Here is a 19,039-nt window from a genome sequence, read left to right as displayed (position 1 = left end):
CGAGGGGGCGATGAAATCCTCTGGAGCCGGCGGAGGTCGGTTGTGTCGGACCTCACCCCGTGGGAAGGCATCCGCGGAAATCGCAGGATTGGAGCGCGCTCGACCGAGGAAGGCTCGCAGCACGCTCGGGCGCGCCGGGCGTCCAGCGAGCCACGGCGGTGTCGATGAACCTATCTGCGACCTACGACGACCGAGTCGCGCTCCAGCGCGAGATCCGGGGGACACAGTGGTTCGTCTCCGCCGACCCGACCCGGGGGCGTGACGAGCGCACCGGCCTCGAGCTCGAGGTCGACGCCACGGGCTGGCCGGTGCGGGTGATCGCCCTCGACGCGATGACCGTCGAGCTCCGTGACGCGGCCGGGCTGCGGGCCGCACTCGACCGTGCGATCGGAGCCGCCGTGCTGGCCCACCTGGCGGCCAGTGCGGAGCAGCGCCGGCTCGGCGACGACGAGCTGGCGCGCGGCCGCGAGCTGATCGAGGGACGACGCCGGCTCGTGGCGCCGTCCGCCTTCCGGGCCGGCCCGCTGGTGCCGCCCGACGCCCCGGTGCAACCGCGCCGGGCCTGGCGCGACGAGCGCCTCGACCGCCGGGTCACCGGCGCGTCCCGCGAGGGTGAGGTGCGGATCGAGCTGGGGTACGTCGACGGGCTCCGCCGCCTCGAAGCCGACCCACGTTTCCTCGCCACCGCGGCCGCCGACCTGGCCCGCCATGCACTCAACGAGGCGTTCGCCGACGCCCAGGCAGGAGGTACCCGATGAGCACGACCCCGCAGCACCCGGTCTACGGCCCCTTCGTGCCGCCGGAGTGGAAGGCGCCGGACGATCCGCCCGGCTACGGCACGCCGCACCCGCCCGGCGGAGCCCACGGCCAGTTCTCGGCCGACGTCCAGGAGCTGGTCACCGCGGCCGGCTCGTGGGAGGCGCTGTCGAAGGCGCTGCAGACCGTGTGGGGCTATGCGTCCGAGGGCTGGGGATATCCGTGGCTCTTCGGCATGCAGGACACGCTCTACACCGCGGGCCGCCTGCACCAGACGATCAACGCGGTCATGGTCAACGGCGCCGCCGACGGCCACTGGATCACCCAGACGCTCGCCAACGGTCTGATCGAGACGGCGAACGACCTCAGCGGCACCGACACCACCCAGGGCGAGAACTTCCGCAAGCTCAAGGATCGGGCAGGGAAATGACCGACACCACGGCGAACAAGGACCCCGAGGTCTTCCTCACCCAGGTCAACGACGCCATCGAGGACGTCAACAAGGCCATCGGCGACTTCATCGAGAAGTCGACGAACTTCATCAACGACCACCTCACCGAGAGCGGCGGGCTGATCGGCGGCCTCCTCGGCGGACCGCTGGGCATGGTGTTCGGCGGGCTGGCCGGCCACGAGCTCGAGGGCCGCTTCCATGACGCCATCAGCCACATCAACGAGGCGTGGGAGACGGCGTCCGAGACGATCCGGCAGTCGATCGGCGCGATCCTCGGCGACCCGCTGCGCATGTCGAGCATCGCCAGCCGCTACCGCGACTCGGTCGAGCAGCTGGGCCAGGTGCGCAACGACATCGATGCCGCCAACCGCTACCTCTCCAAGACGTGGACCGGCCGGGCCTACACGGCGTACGAGAACACCTCGAGCTTCCAGCTCAAGGCGGTCCAGGGCATGGCCGACACGCTGGCCGAGGCGGCCGACCTGCTCGACGACCACCAGGTCAACCTGCTGAAGTATTGGACCGCGCAGCTGAAGAACCTGGTCGACCTCGCCGCCGCGATCCTCGGCAAGGCCGGCGAGCTGGGGGACGTCGGCAACTGGTTCACCGGCGGTGCGGGCGTCGTCGTGCAGATCATCGTGACGGCGGGCTCCGAGGCGGCGTCGATCCTGCAGGAGGCCGTCGACTACTGGATCGACCTCAACGTCGGCAGCGCGGGCGACTGGGACGCGATCCAGTCCAAGCTGGGGCAGCGCGGCTTCGAGGGCGACAAATGGCCCGACTTCTCGAACGTCGATCTGCCGAATCTCAACGGCCCCTGGCAGCACGCCTGACCCACCCAGGCGCGGCGGGGCCGGGGCTCAGCGCCCCGGCACCGTCAGGTCGAGCGATCCGCGCAGCGTGAGCGGGCCGCTCGGTGCCGTGCTGGTGCGCCGGACGGCGAAGTGGGTGCCGGACGGGAAGACCAGGATGGACGACGTGCTCTCGCCGCTCTGGTCGCCGCCGCTGGTCGCCGCGGGCGCCTGCCCGTCGAGCGTCGCCGCGACCTTCGTGTCACGCACGACCCCACCGTCAGCCGGGTGCATCGTGGTCTCGAGCTGCACCAGCTGCCACGGCCTCCCGTCGGACCAGCCGCTGCCGGCGACCCACGGCCAGCTCGCCGTCCGCGCACGGCAGAACGCGCTGCCGCCCCGGCGGGTGAACGAGGCGGGCGTGACGGCGGCGACGCAGTCGGTGTAGTCGGCAGGGGATGCCTGGGTCGCGTCGTAGAGGGGCTGCGCGGCCGGGTCGGCATGGGGTGCGTCGGCCCCGGCGGCGATCGCCTGGGTCACGCCGTCGAAGACCACCTCCAGGCGCAGGTGCGCGGGATCGGTGACCGCGGCGTAGACGAAGCCCTTGGTGCGGCTGAGCCCGTCGACCTCGAGCGGCACCCGCTGGTCGCCGTCGACCAGCGCGAGCTCGTCCTCGACGCGGGGGTCGAGCACCATCGTCTGGGCGACGGGAGGGACGCCGGCTCCGGCTTCGCTGGCCCAGGAGACGGCGACCAGCGTGGTGCCGTCGCCGGCCTCGACCGCCTGGCGGGCGAAAGTCTGGTCGGCCCGAACCTTCGTGTCGGTCAGTGGCGCGATGCGCGCCGTCAGGCGACCGTCGGGAAGCTGGAACTCCGCCGTCCAGCCGTCGTGCGCGGCGGCGCTGCTGCGCGGCGGCGCGTCAGCAGCCGCGCGGACCGCCTTGCCGGAGAGGTCGTCGGTGGAGTCGAGCACCGAGCAGCCGGCGCCCAGCAGCGGAGTCGCCAGCACGGCGGCCGCGACGGCGCGGAACAGAGAGGTCATGCGGGCCTTCCTTCCCCGGTCAGCGCCGGTTCAGTCCGCACTCCGTTGGCGACGTCCGAGACGTGCCATTCGAGCCGGCGGGCCATCGCGGCGATGGCGACGCAGCCGAGCACCATGATCACGATGTACGTCGACCCGAGCCCGCGATGCAGCAGCAGCCCGGCCGCCACCGGCCCGGCGATCGCGCCGCCCTGGAAGGCCGCCGCGGTCAGCGCGTTGTAGCGTCCGCGGGTGCGGTCGGTGGCGAGGTCGTTGGTCATCGCCGGGACGGTCGGCTGCAGCAGCGTCTCGCCCAGCGCGAACACCGCCATGAAGCCCAGCACCGCGGACGTCGCGATCGCGCCGCCGGGCACCAGCCCGCCGACGCCGAGCAACGCCCACGCGGCCGCCCAGATGGCGGCCATCACCACGATCACGCGGGTACGACGGCGCCCGGTGATCCGCGAGAGCACGGTGAACTGCAGCAGCACGATCACCGCGGTGTTGATCGCGAAGGACAGCCCGACCGTGCGCGTCGACACCTCGGCTGCGGCCCGCGCGTAGCCCGGGAAGCCCGCCTCGTGCTGGCCGTAGCCGATGAAGGTGGCCACGAAGGTGAGCGCGGTCAGCCAGCGCACGGTCGGCTCGCGCAGGATCGCGAGGTAGCCGACGGCCGGCGTCGCGACCTCGTCGTCGGAGGCCTCGGCGCGCCCGCTGACGTGGCGCAGCGGCCCGAGCAGCAGGAAGAGCGGCACCAGGCCGGTGATCGCGTCGCCGATGAAGATGGCGGTGAAGGTGCCGGGCCGGTCGACGTCGGCCCACAGCCCGCCGACGATGCCGCCGACGCCGATGCCGAGGTTGACCAGCGCGAAGTTGATGCCGAAGTAGGTCTGGCGCAGTGGACCGGTCACGACCGCCGCGATGAGCGCGTTGAAGGCCGGCCACGAGACGCCGAAGTTGAGGCCGATGAGCACCAGTGCCACCGCGGCCGCCGCCGGTGTGGTCGCGTAGGCGAGCAGCAGGTTGCCCGCGACCATCGACACAATGCCGACGATCAGGACCGCGCGGGCGCCGTACTTGTCGGTGAGGGCGCCGCTCGGTCCGGTGACCAGGAAGCCGGTGACCGCGACCAGCGCCATCAGCGTGCCGGCGAGGCCGAGGTCGAAGCCGCGGACCTCGTGCAGGTAGATCAGCGTGAACGGCAGCGTGAGGCCGCGGCCGAGAGTCTGGATCGCGACCGTCGAGAGCAGCCAGCGGCCCTCACGGGGGAGCGCCGCCCAGAACGCCTTCACTTCGCCGGGAGGCTCGCGGCGTAGGACGCCCCGCGCCGCACCCAGGTCGCCAGCGCGTCGTCGGCCGCGACCTCGTCGAGGTCGACGCGCAGCCAGCCGGTCATCGCGCGGCCGCGCATCTCCATCGGGTAGGCGGCGGTCGTGGCGATCAGCTGCTCGCCCTCGTCGGGGTCGATGCGGACCATCAGGCCGCCCTGCCCGCTGGCGGCCACCGCCATGTTGCCGCCCACGAGGAAGGCGAGCCCGCCGAACATCTTCTTCTCGCTCACCTCGTGGCCGGCGACGCTCGGCTCGTCGACCAGGAGGTCGCGGAGCCGAGCGGCCAGCTCTTCGTCGTACGCCATGAGGAGGACGCTACGACCGACCACCGACACTTGCGCGCCAGCGTGGGTCGCGCCCGACGAAGCCCATCAGCCGGTCCTGCCAGCTGGCGTCGTCGGCGACCGCGACGCGGGCGCCGTACTGGCCGCTGTGGCGCAGCATCTCGTCGAGCGGCTCCATGCCGGTCAGCATCGTCCGGCAGCGCTCCTCGTCGAGCGCGGGCTCCTGGCCGCTGGCGCGGGCGAGGTCCCAGGTGTGCATGAAGACGTCGCTCGTGTAGAACTGCGCGATCGCCTGGGGGAGCGGCGATGCGGGGAGCCGCGGGTGGGCGAAGGTGACGTCGGCGTTGGCCGGGTCGTCGAGCACCGCCTGGACGGCGGCGGCGTGGTGGGCCCAGGCGCCGGCGGGGTCGTCGTCGACCGAGGGGCCGGGCGGGATCCGCAGGCCGGAGCCGTCGGCGAGGAAGGCGGGGAACCACTCCACCAGATGCCGTACGACGTCGCGCGCCCGCCAGTCGGCGACCGGGGACTGCGCGTCCCAGTCGTCGGCGGCGACCCCGCGGACGACGTCGTGGAAGCCGCCCGCGATGGCGCGGTGCTCGTCGGCGGGCCCGGCGGGGATCACGCGCCGTCCGCCTTGCCCTGGAGCGACGCGAGCAGCCGGTCGAGCGCGGCGTAGCCCTCCTGGACGCCGACCTCCATCCCGCTGGCGAGCATCCCGGCGCGGGACTCGAAGTCGTAGACCACCGAGAGCCCCTCGAGCCGGGTGCGGCCGTCGGGGAGCTCGTGGAAGACGAGCGTGTCGAGGCTGACCGCGTCGGGCATCTCCTCGAAGCCGAAGGTCTGCACGATCCGCTCGTTGGGCGTGACCCGGTGGACCGAGCCGTAGAAGTGCGCGATCTCCTCGCCGTCGCGGGTCGCGGTGTAGCGGTACTCGCCGCCGGTACGCATGTCCCAGACGTCGATCTCCATGCCGATCGAGTCGGGGCCGAGCCACTGCTTGACCAGCTCCGGCTCGACGTGCGCGCGGTAGACGAGCTCACGCGGGGCGTCGAACTCGCGGACGATCCGGACCGTGGGGACGTCGGGGTCGGCCTCGATCGTGGCCTCGACCGCCGGGTGGGCGTGGGTGCTCATCCTGCTGCTCCTTCGTGTCGCTCGTTCTCGTCGGCCGTGGCGGCCGCAATGGGCTTGCCCTGCATCCGCGCGAGGACGTCGTCCAGGCGGCGGTAGCGCTCCTCGGCCTGCTGCCGGTAGCGCTCGATCCACTTCGTCATGAGGTCGAACACCTCCGCGTCCAGATGGACCGGTCGGCGCTGGGCGTCGCGGCTGCGGCGGACCAGGCCGGCCTCCTCGAGCACCTTGAGGTGCTTGGAGACGGCCTGCATCGAGACGTCGTACGGCGCCGCGAGCTCGCTCACCGTCGCGTCGCCCGCCGCGAGCCGGGCGACCATGTCGCGCCGGGTCGGGTCGGCGAGGGCGCCGAAGACCCGCGACAGCCGGTCGTCCTTATCAACCATGAGGTTGAGTAGACGCCCAAGACGGCCTCGTTGTCAACCGTTGGGTTGAGAAAGTGACGTTGCGTCGACTTCTCAGCCCCGCGCCATCGGCGGCGAGACCACCTGAGCCGGACCCCGCCGGTAGAGCAGCGCCCGCCGGCCACCGGCCTCGGTCGCCTGCCCGCGCACGTCGGTCGGCACGACGAACCCCTCGGTGCCGAGGACCTTGCGGCGGAAGTTGCCGAGGTCGGGGGGAGCGCCCCAGACGGCGGCGTAGACGCGGCGCAGCTCGGGGAGAGTGAACGGCTCGGCCACGAACTCGGTGGCGAGCGTCGTGTACTCCAGCTTGGCCCGCACCCGCTCCCGGGCGTCGAGCAGGATCTGGCGGTGGTCGAAGGCCAGCGCCGGCCCGTCCAGGTCGTCGCGGCCCTCGAGCAGGTCGTCGACGACCCACCAGCGCGCGTCGGCGGCGTCGGTGCCGGCGCTCGGCTCGGGGAGGTCGGGGGCGAGGGCGACGTGGGCGACCGAGACCACGCGCATCCGCGGGTCGCGGTCGGGCGCGGAGTAGGTCTTGAGCTGCTCGAGGTGGCCGGGGAAGCGCTCCATGCCGGTCTCCTCGCGCAGCTCGCGCCAGGCTGCCTGCTCGGCGTCCTCGTCGGGCTCGACGAAGCCGCCGGGGAGCGCCCAGCTGCCGGCGTACGGCTCCTCGCCGCGCTCGACGAGCAGGACGGCGAGGGCGCCGTCGCGGATCGTGAACACGGCCAGGTCGACCGCGACCGCGAAGGGCGGGTAGGTGCTCATCGCGCCACCTCCACGCCGGCGCCGGCCATCTCCTCGAGCGCCGCGGCCGACGACTCGGGCGCGACACCCGCGTGCAGCCCGTCGAGCAGCCGGACCTGGAAGCCCTCCTTGACCGCGTCGAGAGCGGTCGCGCGGACGCAGTAGTCGGTGGCGATGCCGGTGACGTCGACGTCGGTGACGCCGGCCGTGCGCAGCAGGTCGACGAGCCGCTCGCCGGCGTCAGTGACGCCCTCGAAGGCGGAGTACGCCGGCTCGCCCATGCCCTTGACCACGTGGTGGGTGACCGCGTCGGTGACCAGCTCGGGCGCGTAGTCGGAGCCGGTCTCGCCCTGCACGCAGTGCACCGGCCAGGTGGTCACGTAGTCGGGGTCCTCGCCGGGGGAGTGGAAGTGGCCGCCGTTGGTGTCGCCCGCGTGGTGCCAGTCGCGGGAGGCGGCGACCAGTGCGTAGTCGGCGGCGTGGGCGGCGAGGTGTTCGCTGATGCGCTCGGCGACCGCGCGGCCGCCGGTGACGCCGAGCGAGCCGCCCTCGACGAAGTCGTTCTGGACGTCGACGACGATCAGCGCGCGCCTGGAGTCGGTCATCGGGGTCTCCTCTCGAAGCGTGGTGGTGAGGTACGCCGGCCCGGCCGCGACGCCGCGGGCGTCGGGCGGCAGCGTGGCGAGGGTGGCGGCGGCGAAGTCGCGGATCTCGGTCAGCGAGGGCCGGTGCACGATCTCTCCGGCCCGGATCAGCGGGACCTGGACGGGCCGGGCGTCGTCGGCGGGTGGGGGAGCGTCCTGGCCGGTGAACCACTCGGCGACGACGATCCCGCGCTCGTCGTAGGCACGGTAGGGGTGCTTGCGGCCACCGACCGACGCCTTGTCCTTGGACTTCTTCGCGACCGGCCGCAGCGGCTCGCCCTCGGCGTCGGCGATCGCGACCAGCTTGTAGACCATGCTCGCGGTCGGGTGGCCGGAGCCGGTGGCGACGCGGGTGCCGACGCCGTAGCCGTCGATCGGAGCGTCGGCGAGCGCGGCGATGACGAACTCGTCGAGGTCGCTGGTGACCACGATCCGGGTCTTCGTCGCGCCCAGCTCGTCGAGCAGGGTGCGCGCCTTGTGCGACTCCTCGGCGAGATCGCCGGAGTCGATGCGGACCGCGCCGAGGTCGGTGCCGGCCACCTCGACGGCGGTGCGGATGCCCTGGGCGATGTCGTAGGTGTCGACGAGCAGGGTGGTGCCCACGCCCAGCGCCTCGACCTGGCTGCGGAAGGCGTCGGCCTCGCTGTCGTGGGCGAGGGTGAACGCGTGGGCCGCGGTGCCGGCGGTCGGTATGTCATACCGGCGGCCGGCGGCGAGATTGCTGGTCGTCGCGAAGCCCGCCAGGTAGGCGGCGCGAGCGGTCGCGACCGCCGCCTCCTCGTGCGTCCGACGCCCGCCCATCTCGATGATCGGCCGGCCCCGTGCGGCGTCGACCATCCGCGCGGCCGCGCTGGCGATGGCCGTGTCGTGGTTGAGGATGCTGAGCACGAGCGTCTCGAGCAGCACGCACTCGCCGAGCGTGCCGGTCACCGACAGGATGGGGCTGCCGGGGAAGTAAAGGTCGCCCTCGCGGTAGCCGTCGACGTCGCCGGTGAACCGGAAGTCGGCCAGCCAGGCGGCGGTCTGCGCTCCGATGACGCCCTGCTCCTGCAGCCAGGCGAGCTCGTCCGCGTCATAGGTGAAGTGCTCGATCGCGTCGAGCAGCCGGCCGAGGCCGGCGAGCATGCCGTAGCGGCGACCCTCGGGCAGCCGGCGCGCGAAGGCCTCGAAGACGGCCGGGCGCCCGGCACTGCCGTCGCGCACGAACGAGTCGAGCATGGTCAGCTCGTAGCGGTCGGTGAGCAGTCCGGTGCGGTCCATCGCGACTCCCAGCGTTGTAGTCACAATGACTTTAACGCGGGTCCTCTAGCCTCACCAGCATGGCGCGCCGCGACGACGAGGACGACCGCCGCTCGTCGGACGCCTACGAGCGGCATCTCGCCGACCACGAGCGCGACCGGCGGCGGGCCCAGGGCTCCTTCTACACGCCGCCCGACCTGGTGGCGTGGATCCTCGACCACGCGCTGGCGGGTGCGCCGCCGGAGGCGACCGTCCTCGACCCCGCCTGCGGCACCGGGCACTTCCTCGTCGCGGCCGCGCGGCGGCTGGGCGTCCGAGCCGTGCACGGCTCCGACCTCGACCCCGAGGCGGTCCGGATCGCGCGCGAGCGACTCGCCGCCATCGACCCGACCGTCCCGGACGCCGACCTCGAGCGGCAGGTCGTCGTCGCCGACGGGCTGACCGCCTGGGCCGGTCGGACCTTCGACGCGGTCGTCGGCAACCCGCCCTTCCTCGGCCAGCTCCGGCGTCGGTCCGCCGGGCAGAACGAGGAGCACCGCCGCGGCCTCGGCGCCTACACCGACACGAGCGCCGTCTTCCTCCACCGCAGCCTCGACCTGGTCGGCCCGGGCGGCGCCGTCGCGCTGGTGCAGCCGCTGTCGGTGCTGGCGGCGCGCGACGCCGGCGCGGTCCGTACGGCCGTCGCCGGGCGCGGCGCCGTCACCGACTTCTGGTGCTCCGACCGGCCGGTCTTCGACGGGACGCCCGTCCTCACCTGCGTGCCCGTGGTCCGCGTCGGCGCCGAGCCCCCGACCGACCCCGGTGCATGGGGACGGTTGGCGGCGCCGACCTTCGACATCCCCGCCGTAGCGCTGCCCGGCGACACGGGCGTGATCGGCGACCTCGCCGACTGCACGGCCGACTTCCGCGACCAGTTCTACGGGCTCGCGCCCTTCGTCCGGGAAGGTCTCGACGGCGGGACGCCGCTGATCACCACCGGACTGATCGACCCCGCCGAGAGCCGGTGGGGGCGGACGTCGACCCGTTTCGCCGGCACCACGTACGACGCCCCGGCGGTCGACCTCGCCGCCCTCCGCGCCGACGGGGGACTGGCCCGCTGGGCCGACGCCCGGCTGGTGCCCAAGCTGCTGGTGGCCGGGCAGGGCCGGGTGGTCGAGGCGGTCGCCGACGTCCGGGGGGAGTGGCTCCCGTCGGTGCCCGTCGTGAGCGTGGTGCCGCGGGCTGTCGGTGACCTCTGGCGGCTGCTCGCCGTACTGCTCGCGCCGCCGGTGGTCGCCCACGCGGCCGCCCGCTACCTCGGCACCGGTCTCACGCCGGGGTCCGTCAAGGTCAGCGCCCGCCAGGTCGCCGCCCTGCCGCTGCCAGCCGACGAGGTCGCGTGGGCCGAGGGCGCCCGGCTCGCCGAGCGTGCCCAGGCGGCGAGCGATGCCGGCCGCCCCGAGCTGCTCGCCGCGACCGGGCGGGTGATGACCGCCGCCTACGACGCGGCGCCCGAGGCCTTCGGCTGGTGGTCGGCGCGGGTGGCGCGGCGGCCCGACGGGAAGCGCCCGCCGCTCAGCGACCCCGCAGCCGCCGGCTGAGCGTCTCCGACGTCGAGACCACGGCGGCGGCGAGCCGGTCGCGCAGCCGCGGGTCGGTGCCGTCGGAGGGATAGGTGATCGCGACGCCGGCGACCGGCATCTCGTTGTGGTCGAGGACGGCGGCCGCGACGCTCGCCATGCCCGACGTGACCTCGCTGTCCTCGATCGCGTAGCCGCGCTGCCGGGTCTCGGCGAGCACCGAGCGCAGCGCGGTCGGCGAGGTCGGGCCGACGCCGGTGCGGTCGACGAACGACGCCTTGTCGGGATAGAGCGCGCGGACCTGGCTGGCGGGCAGGTGGGCGAGGATCGCCCGGCCGCTCGCGGTCAGGTGCGAGGGCAGGCGGACGCCGACGTCGGTGACCAGCGGTGGCCGCCCCGGCGCGCGCTCCTCGACGACATAGAGGACGTCGCGCCCGTGCGGCACGGCGAGGTGGGCGCTCTGGCCGGTGCGGTCGACGAGGGTGGCGAGCGGGCGGCGGGCGATCCGTTGCAGGGGCGCCTGCCGCGCGTAGCCCGAGCCCACCTCGAAGGCCGCCACGCCGAGTCCGAAGCGCCGGTCGTCGGAGAGATGGACGACGAAGCCCTCGTCGGCCATCGCCTGCAGCAGGTGGTACGTCGTCGACCGCGGGATCCCGAGCTCGCGCGCGATCCGCTCGACGGCCACCGGCTCCGGCTGACCGGCCAGGAAGCGGAGGACCCGCAGCGCCCGAGTCGCCGCGGGGACCTGTGCCACGTCGGGTTCCGCTCAGGCGTCCGCCGAGGCGGCAGCCTCGCCGGAGACCGGGCCGAGCAGGCCGAAGACCTCGCCCTGGGCGCCCGCGACGACCGCCATCCGGCCGAACGGGCTGTCGTTGGGCTCCATCCGCACGTCGCCGCCGAGCTCCTCGGCCTTGGCGACCGTCTCGTCGGTGGACGCGACGGTGAACCAGGTCAGCCAGACCGACGGGACGCCCTCGGGGAGAATGGCGGCGGTGGTCATCCCGCCGGTCGCCTCGCCGCCGGGCTGCCTGAAGGTGACGTAGGTGAAGTCGGGCGAGCTCATGTCGTCGTACTCGTAGCCGAAGACGGCGGAGTAGAAGGCCTTCGCGGCGTCGAGGTCGTGGGAGTGGAGCTCGTTCCACGAGTAGGCGCCGGGCTCGTTGTAGATGCCGGCGCCGATGTGGCTGCCGGCCTGCCAGACGCCGAACGTCGACCCGTCGGGCGCCGTGCCGAAGAACATGCGGCCCTGGTCCATGACGTCGAAGGGGTCCATGTGCAGCGTGCCGCCGGCCGCCCTGACCGCCTCGGCGGTCTGGTCGGCGTCGTCGGTGGCGATATAGGTCGCCCAGTTGGACGGCATCGCGGGGTCGGGCTTGGTGCCGATGCCGGCCGCCGGCCGCTCGTTCTTCATGGCGAGCAGGTAGCCGCCCGCGTCGGGGCCGGGGTCGTGGATGGTCCAGCCGAACAGCTCGCCGTAGAACGCGCCGGCGGCCTGCGGGTCGTCGGCCGCCAGGTCGACCCAGTTGGGGGTGCCTGCGGGCCAGGCATCGTCGCGAACGGGCATCGAGACTCCTCGAAGGGTGGGGAACGGTCCGGGGCGGATTGTCTCGGATCTGAGACTCATCATGCCGCGACACCCTGGCGCGCGCCACCCCGCCGGGGTGGAATCGGAGCATGCAGAATGTGACGGTTGGAACGGGCGCGGTCTCGTTCGAGGACGTGGTCGCGGTCGCCCGCGGCGGCGCCGGTGTTGTGCTCAGCGACGAGGCCCTCGCGGCTATCGACAAGGCGCGCGCGGTCATCGAGGACCTCGCCGCGTCCCCGACGCCCCACTACGGCGTCTCCACCGGGTTCGGCGCCCTCGCCACCCGTCACATCGCCCCCGAGCTGCGTGCCCAGCTCCAGCGCTCGCTGGTCCGCTCGCACGCCGCCGGCAGCGGCCCCGAGGTCGAGCGCGAGGTCGTCCGCGGCCTCATGTTGCTGCGCCTCTCGACCCTCGCGACCGGCCGCACCGGCGTCCGCCGCGAGACCGCCGAGCTGCTCGCCGCGCTGCTCACCCACGGCATCACGCCGGTCGTCCACGAGTACGGCTCGCTCGGCTGCTCCGGCGACCTCGCCCCGCTGGCCCACTGCGCGCTCGCGCTGATGGGCGAGGGCCCGGTCCGCACCGCCGACGGCGAGCTCACCGACGCCGCCACCGCTCTCGCCGCCGCCGGCCTCACGCCGGTCGAGCTGCAGGAGAAGGAGGGCCTGGCGCTCATCAACGGCACCGACGGCATGCTCGGCATGCTGGTCCTCGCCATCCACGACCTGACCGACCTGCTCAAGGTCGCCGACATCTCCGCCGCCATGTCGGTCGAGGGCCAGCTCGGCACCGACCGCGTGTTCGCCCCCGAGCTGCAGGCCATCCGCCCGCACCCCGGCCAGGCGGCCTCCGCGGCCAACCTGACCGCGCTGCTGCGCGACTCCGGCGTCGTCGCCTCCCACCGGGGCCCCGACTGCAACCGGGTGCAGGACGCCTACTCGCTGCGCTGCTCGCCCCAGGTCCACGGCGGCGTCCGCGACACGGTCGCCCACGCGGTCTCCGTCGCCGCCCGCGAGCTCGCCTCGGCCGTCGACAACCCCGTCGTCCTCGCCGACGAGGGCCGCGTCGAGTCCAACGGCAACTTCCACGGCGCGCCGGTCGCCTACGTCCTCGACTTCCTCGCGATCGTCACCGCCGACCTCGCGTCGATCGCGGAGCGTCGTACCGACCGCTTCCTCGACAAGGCCCGCAACCACGGCCTGCCGCCGTTCCTCGCCGACGACCCGGGCGTCGACTCGGGCCTGATGATCGCCCAGTACACCCAGGCCGCGATCGTCTCCGAGCTCAAGCGCCTGGCCAACCCGGCCAGCGTCGACTCGATCCCGTCGAGCGCGATGCAGGAGGACCACGTCTCGATGGGCTGGTCGTCCGCGCGCAAGCTGCGCAAGGCCGTCGACGGCCTCTCGCGTGTGCTCGCCATCGAGCTGATGACGGCCTCCCGCGCGCTCAACCTGCGCGCCCCCCTGACCCCCAGCCCGGCCACCGGCGCCGTCGTGGAGCTGCTCCGCGACGCCGGCGTGGGCGGCCCCGGCATCGACCGGTTCCTCGCCCCCGAGATCGAAACCGCCTACCAGCTCGTCGTCGACCGCTCCGTCACCGGTGCCGTCGCGAGCGTGATCGGAGAACTCGCATGACCACCGACAACCCCCGCCTCCCCATCCACGCCGCCACCGGCACCGAGCTGACCGCGAAGTCGTGGCAGACCGAGGCGCCGCTGCGGATGCTGATGAACAACCTCGACCCCGAGAACGCCGAGCGACCCGAGGACCTCGTCGTCTACGGCGGCACGGGCAAGGCCGCCCGCAACTGGGAGGCGTACGACGCGCTCGTGCGCACCCTGCGCGACCTCGAGGACGACGAGACCATGCTCGTCCAGAGCGGCAAGCCGGTCGGCGTGTGGAAGACCAACAAGTGGGCCCCGCGCGTGCTCATCGCCAACTCCAACCTGGTCGGCGACTGGGCCAACTGGGAGGAGTTCCGCCGCCTGGAGGAGCTCGGCCTTACCATGTACGGCCAGATGACGGCCGGCTCGTGGATCTACATCGGCACCCAGGGCATCCTCCAGGGCACCTTCGAGACCTTCGCCGCGGTCGCCGACAAGCGCTTCAACGGCACCCTCGCCGGCACCATCACCCTCACCGCCGGCCTCGGCGGCATGGGTGGCGCCCAGCCGCTCGCCGTCACCATGAACGACGGTGTCGCGATCTGTGTCGACGTCGACCAGAGCCGCATCACCCGCCGCATCGAGCACCGCTACCTCGACGTCCAGGCCGACAACCTCGAGCACGCGCTCGAGCTCGCGGTCCAGGCGCGCGACGAGCGACGCGGCCTGTCCATCGGTCTGCTCGGCAACGCCGCCGAGATCTTCCCGAAGCTGCTCGAGATGAAGGCCCCGATCGACATCGTCACCGACCAGACGTCGGCGCACGACCCGCTGTCCTACCTCCCCGTGGGCGTGGCCTTCGAGGACTGGCAGACCGCCGCCGAGCGCGACCCGGCCGGCTTCACCAAGGACGCGCAGGCGTCGATGGCCGCGCACGTGCGGGCGATGGTGGAGTTCCAGGACGCCGGCGCCGAGGTCTTCGACTACGGCAACTCGATCCGCGACGAGGCGCGCAAGGGCGGCTACGACCGCGCGTTCGAGTTCCCGGGCTTCGTGCCCGCCTACATCCGGCCGCTGTTCTGCGAGGGCAAGGGCCCCTTCCGCTGGGCCGCGCTCTCCGGTGACCCGGCCGACATCGCCGCCACCGACAAGGCGATCCTCGAGCTCTTCCCCGACAACGAGCGGCTCCACAAGTGGATCGGCATGGCGCAAGAGCGGGTCCACTACCAGGGCCTTCCGGCGCGCATCTGCTGGCTCGGCTACAAGGAGCGCGAGCTCGCGGGCCTGAAGTTCAACGAGATGGTCAAGAGCGGCGAGCTCAAGGCGCCGATCGTGATCGGCCGCGACCACCTCGACTGCGGCTCGGTCGCCTCGCCGTACCGCGAGACGGAGGCCATGCTCGACGGCTCCGACGCGATCGCCGACTGGCCGCTGCTGAACGCGATGACCGCGGTCGCCTCGGGCGCCACCTGGGTGTCGCTGCACCACGGCGGCGGTGTCGGCATGGGTCGCTCGATCCACTCCGGCCAGGTCTGCGTGGCCGACGGCACCGAGCTCGCCGCTGCGAAGATCGAGGCCGTGCTGACCAACGACCCCGGCATGGGCGTCATCCGCCACGTCGACGCGGGCTACGAGCGCGCCATCGAGGTCGCCGCCGAGCGCGGCGTCCGGATCCCGATGCAGGAGGGCTGATCCACCGTGGACCAGGTTGCTGACTTCGAGCAGATGTGGCGCGATCTCGCGCCCGTCGGACGCTCGGCTTCCTCCGGCGGATACTTCCGCCAGCCGTGGCATGCGGCCGAGCTCGAGCTCCGTGCGTGGTTCCGCGAGGCGGCCACCGCGCGCGGGCTGGAGATCGAGGAGGACCCGTTCGGCAACCTGGTCGCGTGGTGGGGGCCGGCTGCCGACTTCGCGGCCACCGGCAAGGTGCTCACCGGCTCCCACCTCGACTCCGTCCTCGACGGCGGCGCCTTCGACGGCCCGCTCGGTGTGGTCTCGTCCTTCGCCGCGCTCGACCTGATGCGCGAGCGCGGCGTGGCGCCCACCCGTCGGCTCGGCGTCGCCGCCTTCGTCGAGGAGGAGGGCTCGCGCTTCGGCCGGGCCTGCCTCGGCTCGCGGCTCGCCGTCGGCGCGACGAAGTGGGCCGACGCGGCCGAGCTCACCGACCGTGAGGGCGTCCGCCTCGGCGACGTCATCGAGGGCGGCGAGTCGACCATGCTCGACGGCGTCGCCACGTACGTCGAGCTGCACGTCGAGCAGGGCCGCGGCCTGATCGACCTCGACGCTCCCGTCGGCGTCCACAACGCGATCTGGCCGCACGGCCGCTATCGCTATGACATCGCCGGCCGGGCCGACCACGCGGGCACCACCCGCATGGAGGACCGCATCGACCCGATGCTCACCTACGCGATGACCGCGCTCGCCGCCAACAAACAGGCGCGGGTGCAGGGTCAGCGCGCCACCTTCGGCCGCATCGACGTGCGGCCCAACGGCACCAACGCCGTCCCGTCCCACGTGACGGCATGGCTCGACGCGCGCGCCGAGTCCGACGCCGCCCTCGCCTCCCTCGTCGGTGAGATCGAGCGCCAGGCCACCGAGCGCGCCGAGCGCGACGGCACGTCCGTCACCGTCACCGCCGAGTCGGTCAGCGGCGAGGTCGCCTTCGACGTGGCCCTGCGCGACGCGCTCGCCGGACGCCTGGGCGGCGTCCCGGTGCTGCCGACGCAGGCCGGCCACGACGCCGGCATCCTGCAGGACGCCGGCATCCCGACCGCGATGCTCTTCGTCCGCAACCCGTCGGGCGTCTCGCACTCGCCGTACGAGACGGCCGAGACGGCCGACTGCCTCGCCGGCGTCGAGGCCCTCGCCGACGCGCTCACCGGCCTGGTGACCGGGGAGGTGGCGGGGTGACCGCCTATCTCCTCGAGCACGCCTTCGTCGACGGGCGCGTCCAGGACACGGTGCGGGTCGAGGTCGAGCACGGCCGGATCACGTCGGTCGAGGTCGACGCCGACCGCACCGGCGTGCCCCTGCGCGGGCTGACCCTGCCCGGCTTCTCCAACACCCACAGCCACGCCTTCCACCGCGCGCTGCGCGGGCGCACCCAGACCGACCGCGGGACGTTCTGGACCTGGCGCGAGCAGATGTACGCCGTCGCGGGCCGTCTCGACCCCGACACCTACTACGAGCTCGCCAAGACGACCTACGCCGAGATGCTGGCCACCGGCTTCACGTCGGTGGGGGAGTTCCACTACCTGCATCACCAGCCCGACGGCACGCCGTACGACGACCCCAACGCGATGGGCAACGCCCTCCTCGCCGCGGCCCGCGACGTCGGCATCCGGATCACCCTGCTCGACACGCTCTACCTGTCGAGCGGCTTCGGCGCCGCGCCCGAGGGCGTGCAGCGGCGCTTCTCCGACGGCACGGCGGAGTCCTGGCACGAGCGGGTCTCCGCCCTGTCGGTCCCGCTCGGCGCCGAGGGCGTCATCGGTGTCGCCGCCCACTCGGTGCGCGCGGTGCCGGCCGAGGCGCTGAAGGCGTTCACGCCGTACGTCGAGGACGGCGTGCCGATCCACGCGCACCTCTCCGAGCAGGTCAAGGAGAACGCCGACTGCGTCGCCGCGCACGGCGTCACCCCGACCCGGCTGCTCGCCGACCACGGCGTGCTCGGTCCGATGACGAGCGCGGTCCACGCGACCCACCTCACCGGCGAGGACGTCCGGCTGCTGGGCGAGGCGCGCGCGTTCGCGTCCTTCTGCCCGACCACCGAGCGCGACCTCGGCGACGGCATCGGCCCGGCGCGGCCGCTGCAGGAGGCCGGCGCGATCCTGACGCTCGGCTCCGACAGCCACGCGATCATCGACGCCTTCGAGGAGATGCGCGCGGTCGAGATGGACGAGCGCCTCGCCACCCAGGCGCGCGGCCACTGGACCGCCGCCGAGCTGCTGCTCGCGGCGACCGCCGACGGCCACCGCAGCCTGGGCTACGCCGACGCCGGCTCGATCGCGGTCGGCCAGCGCGCCGACCTGGTCACCATCGACCTCGCCTCGCCGCGCACCGCAGGCACCGGCGGCGACGAGCACACCGCGGTCTTCGCCGCCGGACCCGCCGACGTCACGCACGTGATCGCCGACGGCAAGGTGGTCTTCGAGGGCGACCACGGCCAGGTGGGCCGCGACCTCGCCGACGTCATCGGAAGGATCTGGAGCGCATGAGCCTGCTCATCACCAACATCAGCGAGCTGGTCACCAACGACCCCGCCACGGGATCGGGCGACCTGCTCGGTGTGCGCACCGACGCGGCCGTCGTCCTCAATGACGGCGTGGTCGAGTGGGTCGGGGCCGCGGCCGACGCGCCCGCCGCCGACGAGGTGTTCGACGCGCAGGGCCGGGCCGTGCTGCCCGGCTTCGTCGACAGCCACAGCCACCTGGTGTTCGCGGGTGACCGCGCGCTCGAGTTCCAGGCCCGGATGGCCGGCGAGTCCTACGCCGCCGGCGGCATCCGCACCACCGTCGCCGCCACCCGCGCGGCGACCGACGACGAGCTCGCCGCCGGGGTGGCCCGCCACGTCGAGGAGATGCGCCGCCAGGGCACGACCACGCTCGAGATCAAGTCCGGCTACGGCCTCTCCGTCGTCGACGAGGCCCGCTCGCTCGAGGTCGCGCGCCGGTTCACCGACGAGACCACCTTCCTCGGCGCCCACGTCGTCGCCCCCGAGTACGCCGACGACCCGGCCGCCTACGTCGAGCTGGTCACCGGCCCGATGCTCGAGGCCGCCGCGCCGCACGCGCGCTGGATCGACGTCTTCTGCGAGCGCGGCGCGTTCGACGAGGACCAGGCCCGCGCCATCCTCGCCGCCGGCGCGGCCGTCGGCCTCAAGGGCCGGCTGCACGCCAACCAGCTGGGCGAGGGCCCGGGCGTCGCGCTCGCCGCCGAGCTCGGCCTCACCGCGGTCGACCACTGCACCTACCTCACCGACGACGACGTCCACGCGCTGCGCGACGCCGGCACCGTCGCCACCCTGCTGCCGGGCGTGGAGTTCAGCACCAGGCACCCCTACCCGTCGGGCCGCCGGCTCATCGACGCCGGCGTCACCGTCGCGCTCGCGAGCGACTGCAACCCGGGCTCCTGCTACACGAGCTCGCTGCCGTTCTGCATCGCGCTCGCGGTGCGCGAGATGGGCATGACGCCCGGCGAGGCCGTGTGGGCCGCCACCGCGGGAGGTGCCGCCGCGCTCGGCCGCACCGACGTGGGGCGCGTCGTACCGGGTGCCCGGGCCGACCTGCAGCTCCTCGACGCCCCCACCCACGTGCACCTGGCCTACCGCCCCGGCGTCCCGCTCGTCGCCCATACCTGGTCCGCCTGACCCCGGTGCCGCCCACCCGGCACAAACTCGCCCCTAAATCACGCCGACCCGGCAGAAAGTGGCTTCGCGCCGAGCGAGTTTCTGACGGGTCGGCGCGAATCTCGAGCAAGTTTCTGACGGGTCGGCGCGAAT

The 19,039-nt window shown here is 73.4% G+C and carries 19 protein-coding genes and 1 pseudogene; 9 read left to right on the top strand and 11 right to left on the bottom strand.

The annotated features are described in order from the left end of the window. The first annotated feature begins 164 nt into the window (after nt 1-164). From AB4880_RS25215 to AB4880_RS25205, 3 genes are read left to right on the top strand one after another with little or no spacing between them, the layout of a single operon-like run. The gene (locus tag AB4880_RS25215) at nt 165-758 is read left to right on the top strand and encodes a hypothetical protein (protein ID WP_367921976.1); all 594 of its coding nucleotides are present in this window, start codon (nt 165-167) and stop codon (nt 756-758) included. After that, nucleotides 755-1,186 carry a hypothetical protein gene (locus AB4880_RS25210; RefSeq protein WP_367921975.1) on the top strand — a complete coding sequence of 144 codons (432 nt, stop codon included), beginning with the start codon at nt 755-757 and terminating at the stop codon, nt 1,184-1,186. Before AB4880_RS25215 ends, AB4880_RS25210 begins: the two co-directional genes overlap by 4 nt. Beyond that, nucleotides 1,183-2,040, top strand: a complete 858-nt coding sequence (locus tag AB4880_RS25205) for a WXG100 family type VII secretion target (protein WP_367921974.1) — start codon at nt 1,183-1,185, stop codon at nt 2,038-2,040. Before AB4880_RS25210 ends, AB4880_RS25205 begins: the two co-directional genes overlap by 4 nt. A gap of 27 nt (nt 2,041-2,067) precedes the next feature. Here the strand turns inward: AB4880_RS25205 and AB4880_RS25200 are convergent, their stop codons facing one another. The 9 genes and pseudogenes from AB4880_RS25200 to AB4880_RS25165 form a co-directional block, all read right to left on the bottom strand. Then, entirely contained in the window at nt 2,068-3,039 is a 972-nt protein-coding gene (locus AB4880_RS25200; RefSeq protein WP_367921973.1) for a hypothetical protein, read from the bottom strand. Then, a complete protein-coding gene (locus tag AB4880_RS25195) occupies nt 3,036-4,310 on the bottom strand; it encodes an MFS transporter (protein WP_367921972.1) in 1,275 nt (424 codons plus the stop codon). Before AB4880_RS25195 ends, AB4880_RS25200 begins: the two co-directional genes overlap by 4 nt. Further along, a complete protein-coding gene (locus tag AB4880_RS25190; RefSeq protein WP_367921971.1) occupies nt 4,307-4,654 on the bottom strand; it encodes a TfoX/Sxy family protein in 348 nt (115 codons plus the stop codon). The genes AB4880_RS25195 and AB4880_RS25190 overlap by 4 nt, the downstream gene beginning before the upstream one ends. A gap of 10 nt (nt 4,655-4,664) precedes the next feature. Further along, on the bottom strand, nt 4,665-5,255 hold the full coding sequence (locus AB4880_RS25185) for a TIGR03086 family metal-binding protein (protein ID WP_367921970.1): 591 nt from the start codon (nt 5,253-5,255) through the stop codon (nt 4,665-4,667). Then, nucleotides 5,252-5,767: an SRPBCC family protein gene (locus AB4880_RS25180; RefSeq protein WP_367921969.1), complete on the bottom strand. Its 516-nt coding sequence runs from the start codon at nt 5,765-5,767 to the stop codon at nt 5,252-5,254. The genes AB4880_RS25185 and AB4880_RS25180 overlap by 4 nt, the downstream gene beginning before the upstream one ends. Beyond that, nucleotides 5,764-6,150 (bottom strand): ArsR/SmtB family transcription factor, encoded by a 387-nt coding sequence (locus AB4880_RS25175; protein WP_367921968.1) that lies wholly within the window; start codon nt 6,148-6,150, stop codon nt 5,764-5,766. Before AB4880_RS25175 ends, AB4880_RS25180 begins: the two co-directional genes overlap by 4 nt. 72 nt (nt 6,151-6,222) lie before the next feature. Further along, entirely contained in the window at nt 6,223-6,930 is a 708-nt protein-coding gene (locus tag AB4880_RS25170) for an NUDIX hydrolase (protein ID WP_367921967.1), read from the bottom strand. Then, a complete protein-coding gene (locus AB4880_RS26120; RefSeq protein ID WP_379228889.1) occupies nt 6,927-7,514 on the bottom strand; it encodes an isochorismatase family protein in 588 nt (195 codons plus the stop codon). The genes AB4880_RS25170 and AB4880_RS26120 overlap by 4 nt, the downstream gene beginning before the upstream one ends. Nucleotides 7,515-7,529: 15 nt before the next feature. After that, a pseudogene (locus AB4880_RS25165) lies at nt 7,530-8,813 on the bottom strand (nicotinate phosphoribosyltransferase); the annotation flags it as partial. A 59-nt stretch (nt 8,814-8,872) separates the two neighbouring features. Here AB4880_RS25165 and AB4880_RS25160 point away from each other — a divergent pair. Then, nucleotides 8,873-10,372, top strand: a complete 1,500-nt coding sequence (locus AB4880_RS25160) for an HsdM family class I SAM-dependent methyltransferase (RefSeq protein WP_367921965.1) — start codon at nt 8,873-8,875, stop codon at nt 10,370-10,372. Here AB4880_RS25160 and AB4880_RS25155 read toward each other — a convergent pair. Continuing rightward, a complete protein-coding gene (locus AB4880_RS25155) occupies nt 10,347-11,105 on the bottom strand; it encodes an IclR family transcriptional regulator (protein ID WP_367921964.1) in 759 nt (252 codons plus the stop codon). The two genes, AB4880_RS25160 and AB4880_RS25155, sit on opposite strands and share 26 nt — an antisense overlap. A 12-nt stretch (nt 11,106-11,117) precedes the next feature. After that, nucleotides 11,118-11,915: a VOC family protein gene (locus AB4880_RS25150; protein WP_367921963.1), complete on the bottom strand. Its 798-nt coding sequence runs from the start codon at nt 11,913-11,915 to the stop codon at nt 11,118-11,120. Nucleotides 11,916-12,025: 110 nt separating this feature from the next. On the opposite strand from AB4880_RS25150, the gene hutH reads away from it, so the two are divergent. Genes hutH through hutI form a run of 5 tightly spaced genes read left to right on the top strand, consistent with a single transcriptional unit; the run spans nt 12,026 to nt 18,907 of the window. Beyond that, on the top strand, nt 12,026-13,570 hold the full coding sequence (hutH, locus tag AB4880_RS25145) for a histidine ammonia-lyase (RefSeq protein WP_367921962.1): 1,545 nt from the start codon (nt 12,026-12,028) through the stop codon (nt 13,568-13,570). Next, nucleotides 13,567-15,231: a urocanate hydratase gene (gene hutU, locus AB4880_RS25140; RefSeq protein ID WP_367921961.1), complete on the top strand. Its 1,665-nt coding sequence runs from the start codon at nt 13,567-13,569 to the stop codon at nt 15,229-15,231. Before hutH ends, hutU begins: the two co-directional genes overlap by 4 nt. A 6-nt stretch (nt 15,232-15,237) precedes the next feature. Beyond that, nucleotides 15,238-16,449, top strand: coding sequence for an allantoate amidohydrolase (locus tag AB4880_RS25135; protein ID WP_367921960.1), 1,212 nt, complete (start codon nt 15,238-15,240; stop codon nt 16,447-16,449). Next, entirely contained in the window at nt 16,446-17,756 is a 1,311-nt protein-coding gene (locus AB4880_RS25130; protein ID WP_367921959.1) for a formimidoylglutamate deiminase, read from the top strand. The genes AB4880_RS25135 and AB4880_RS25130 overlap by 4 nt, the downstream gene beginning before the upstream one ends. After that, on the top strand, nt 17,753-18,907 hold the full coding sequence (gene hutI / locus AB4880_RS25125) for an imidazolonepropionase (protein ID WP_367921958.1): 1,155 nt from the start codon (nt 17,753-17,755) through the stop codon (nt 18,905-18,907). Before AB4880_RS25130 ends, hutI begins: the two co-directional genes overlap by 4 nt. Nucleotides 18,908-19,039: the final 132 nt, after the last annotated feature.

The sequence above is a fragment of the Nocardioides ginsengisoli genome (assembly GCF_039537225.1).
GTDB classification, from domain to species: domain Bacteria; phylum Actinomycetota; class Actinomycetes; order Propionibacteriales; family Nocardioidaceae; genus Nocardioides; species Nocardioides ginsengisoli.
Note: the sequence above shows the minus strand (reverse complement) of the source record. Positions and strands in the feature narration are given on the sequence as shown.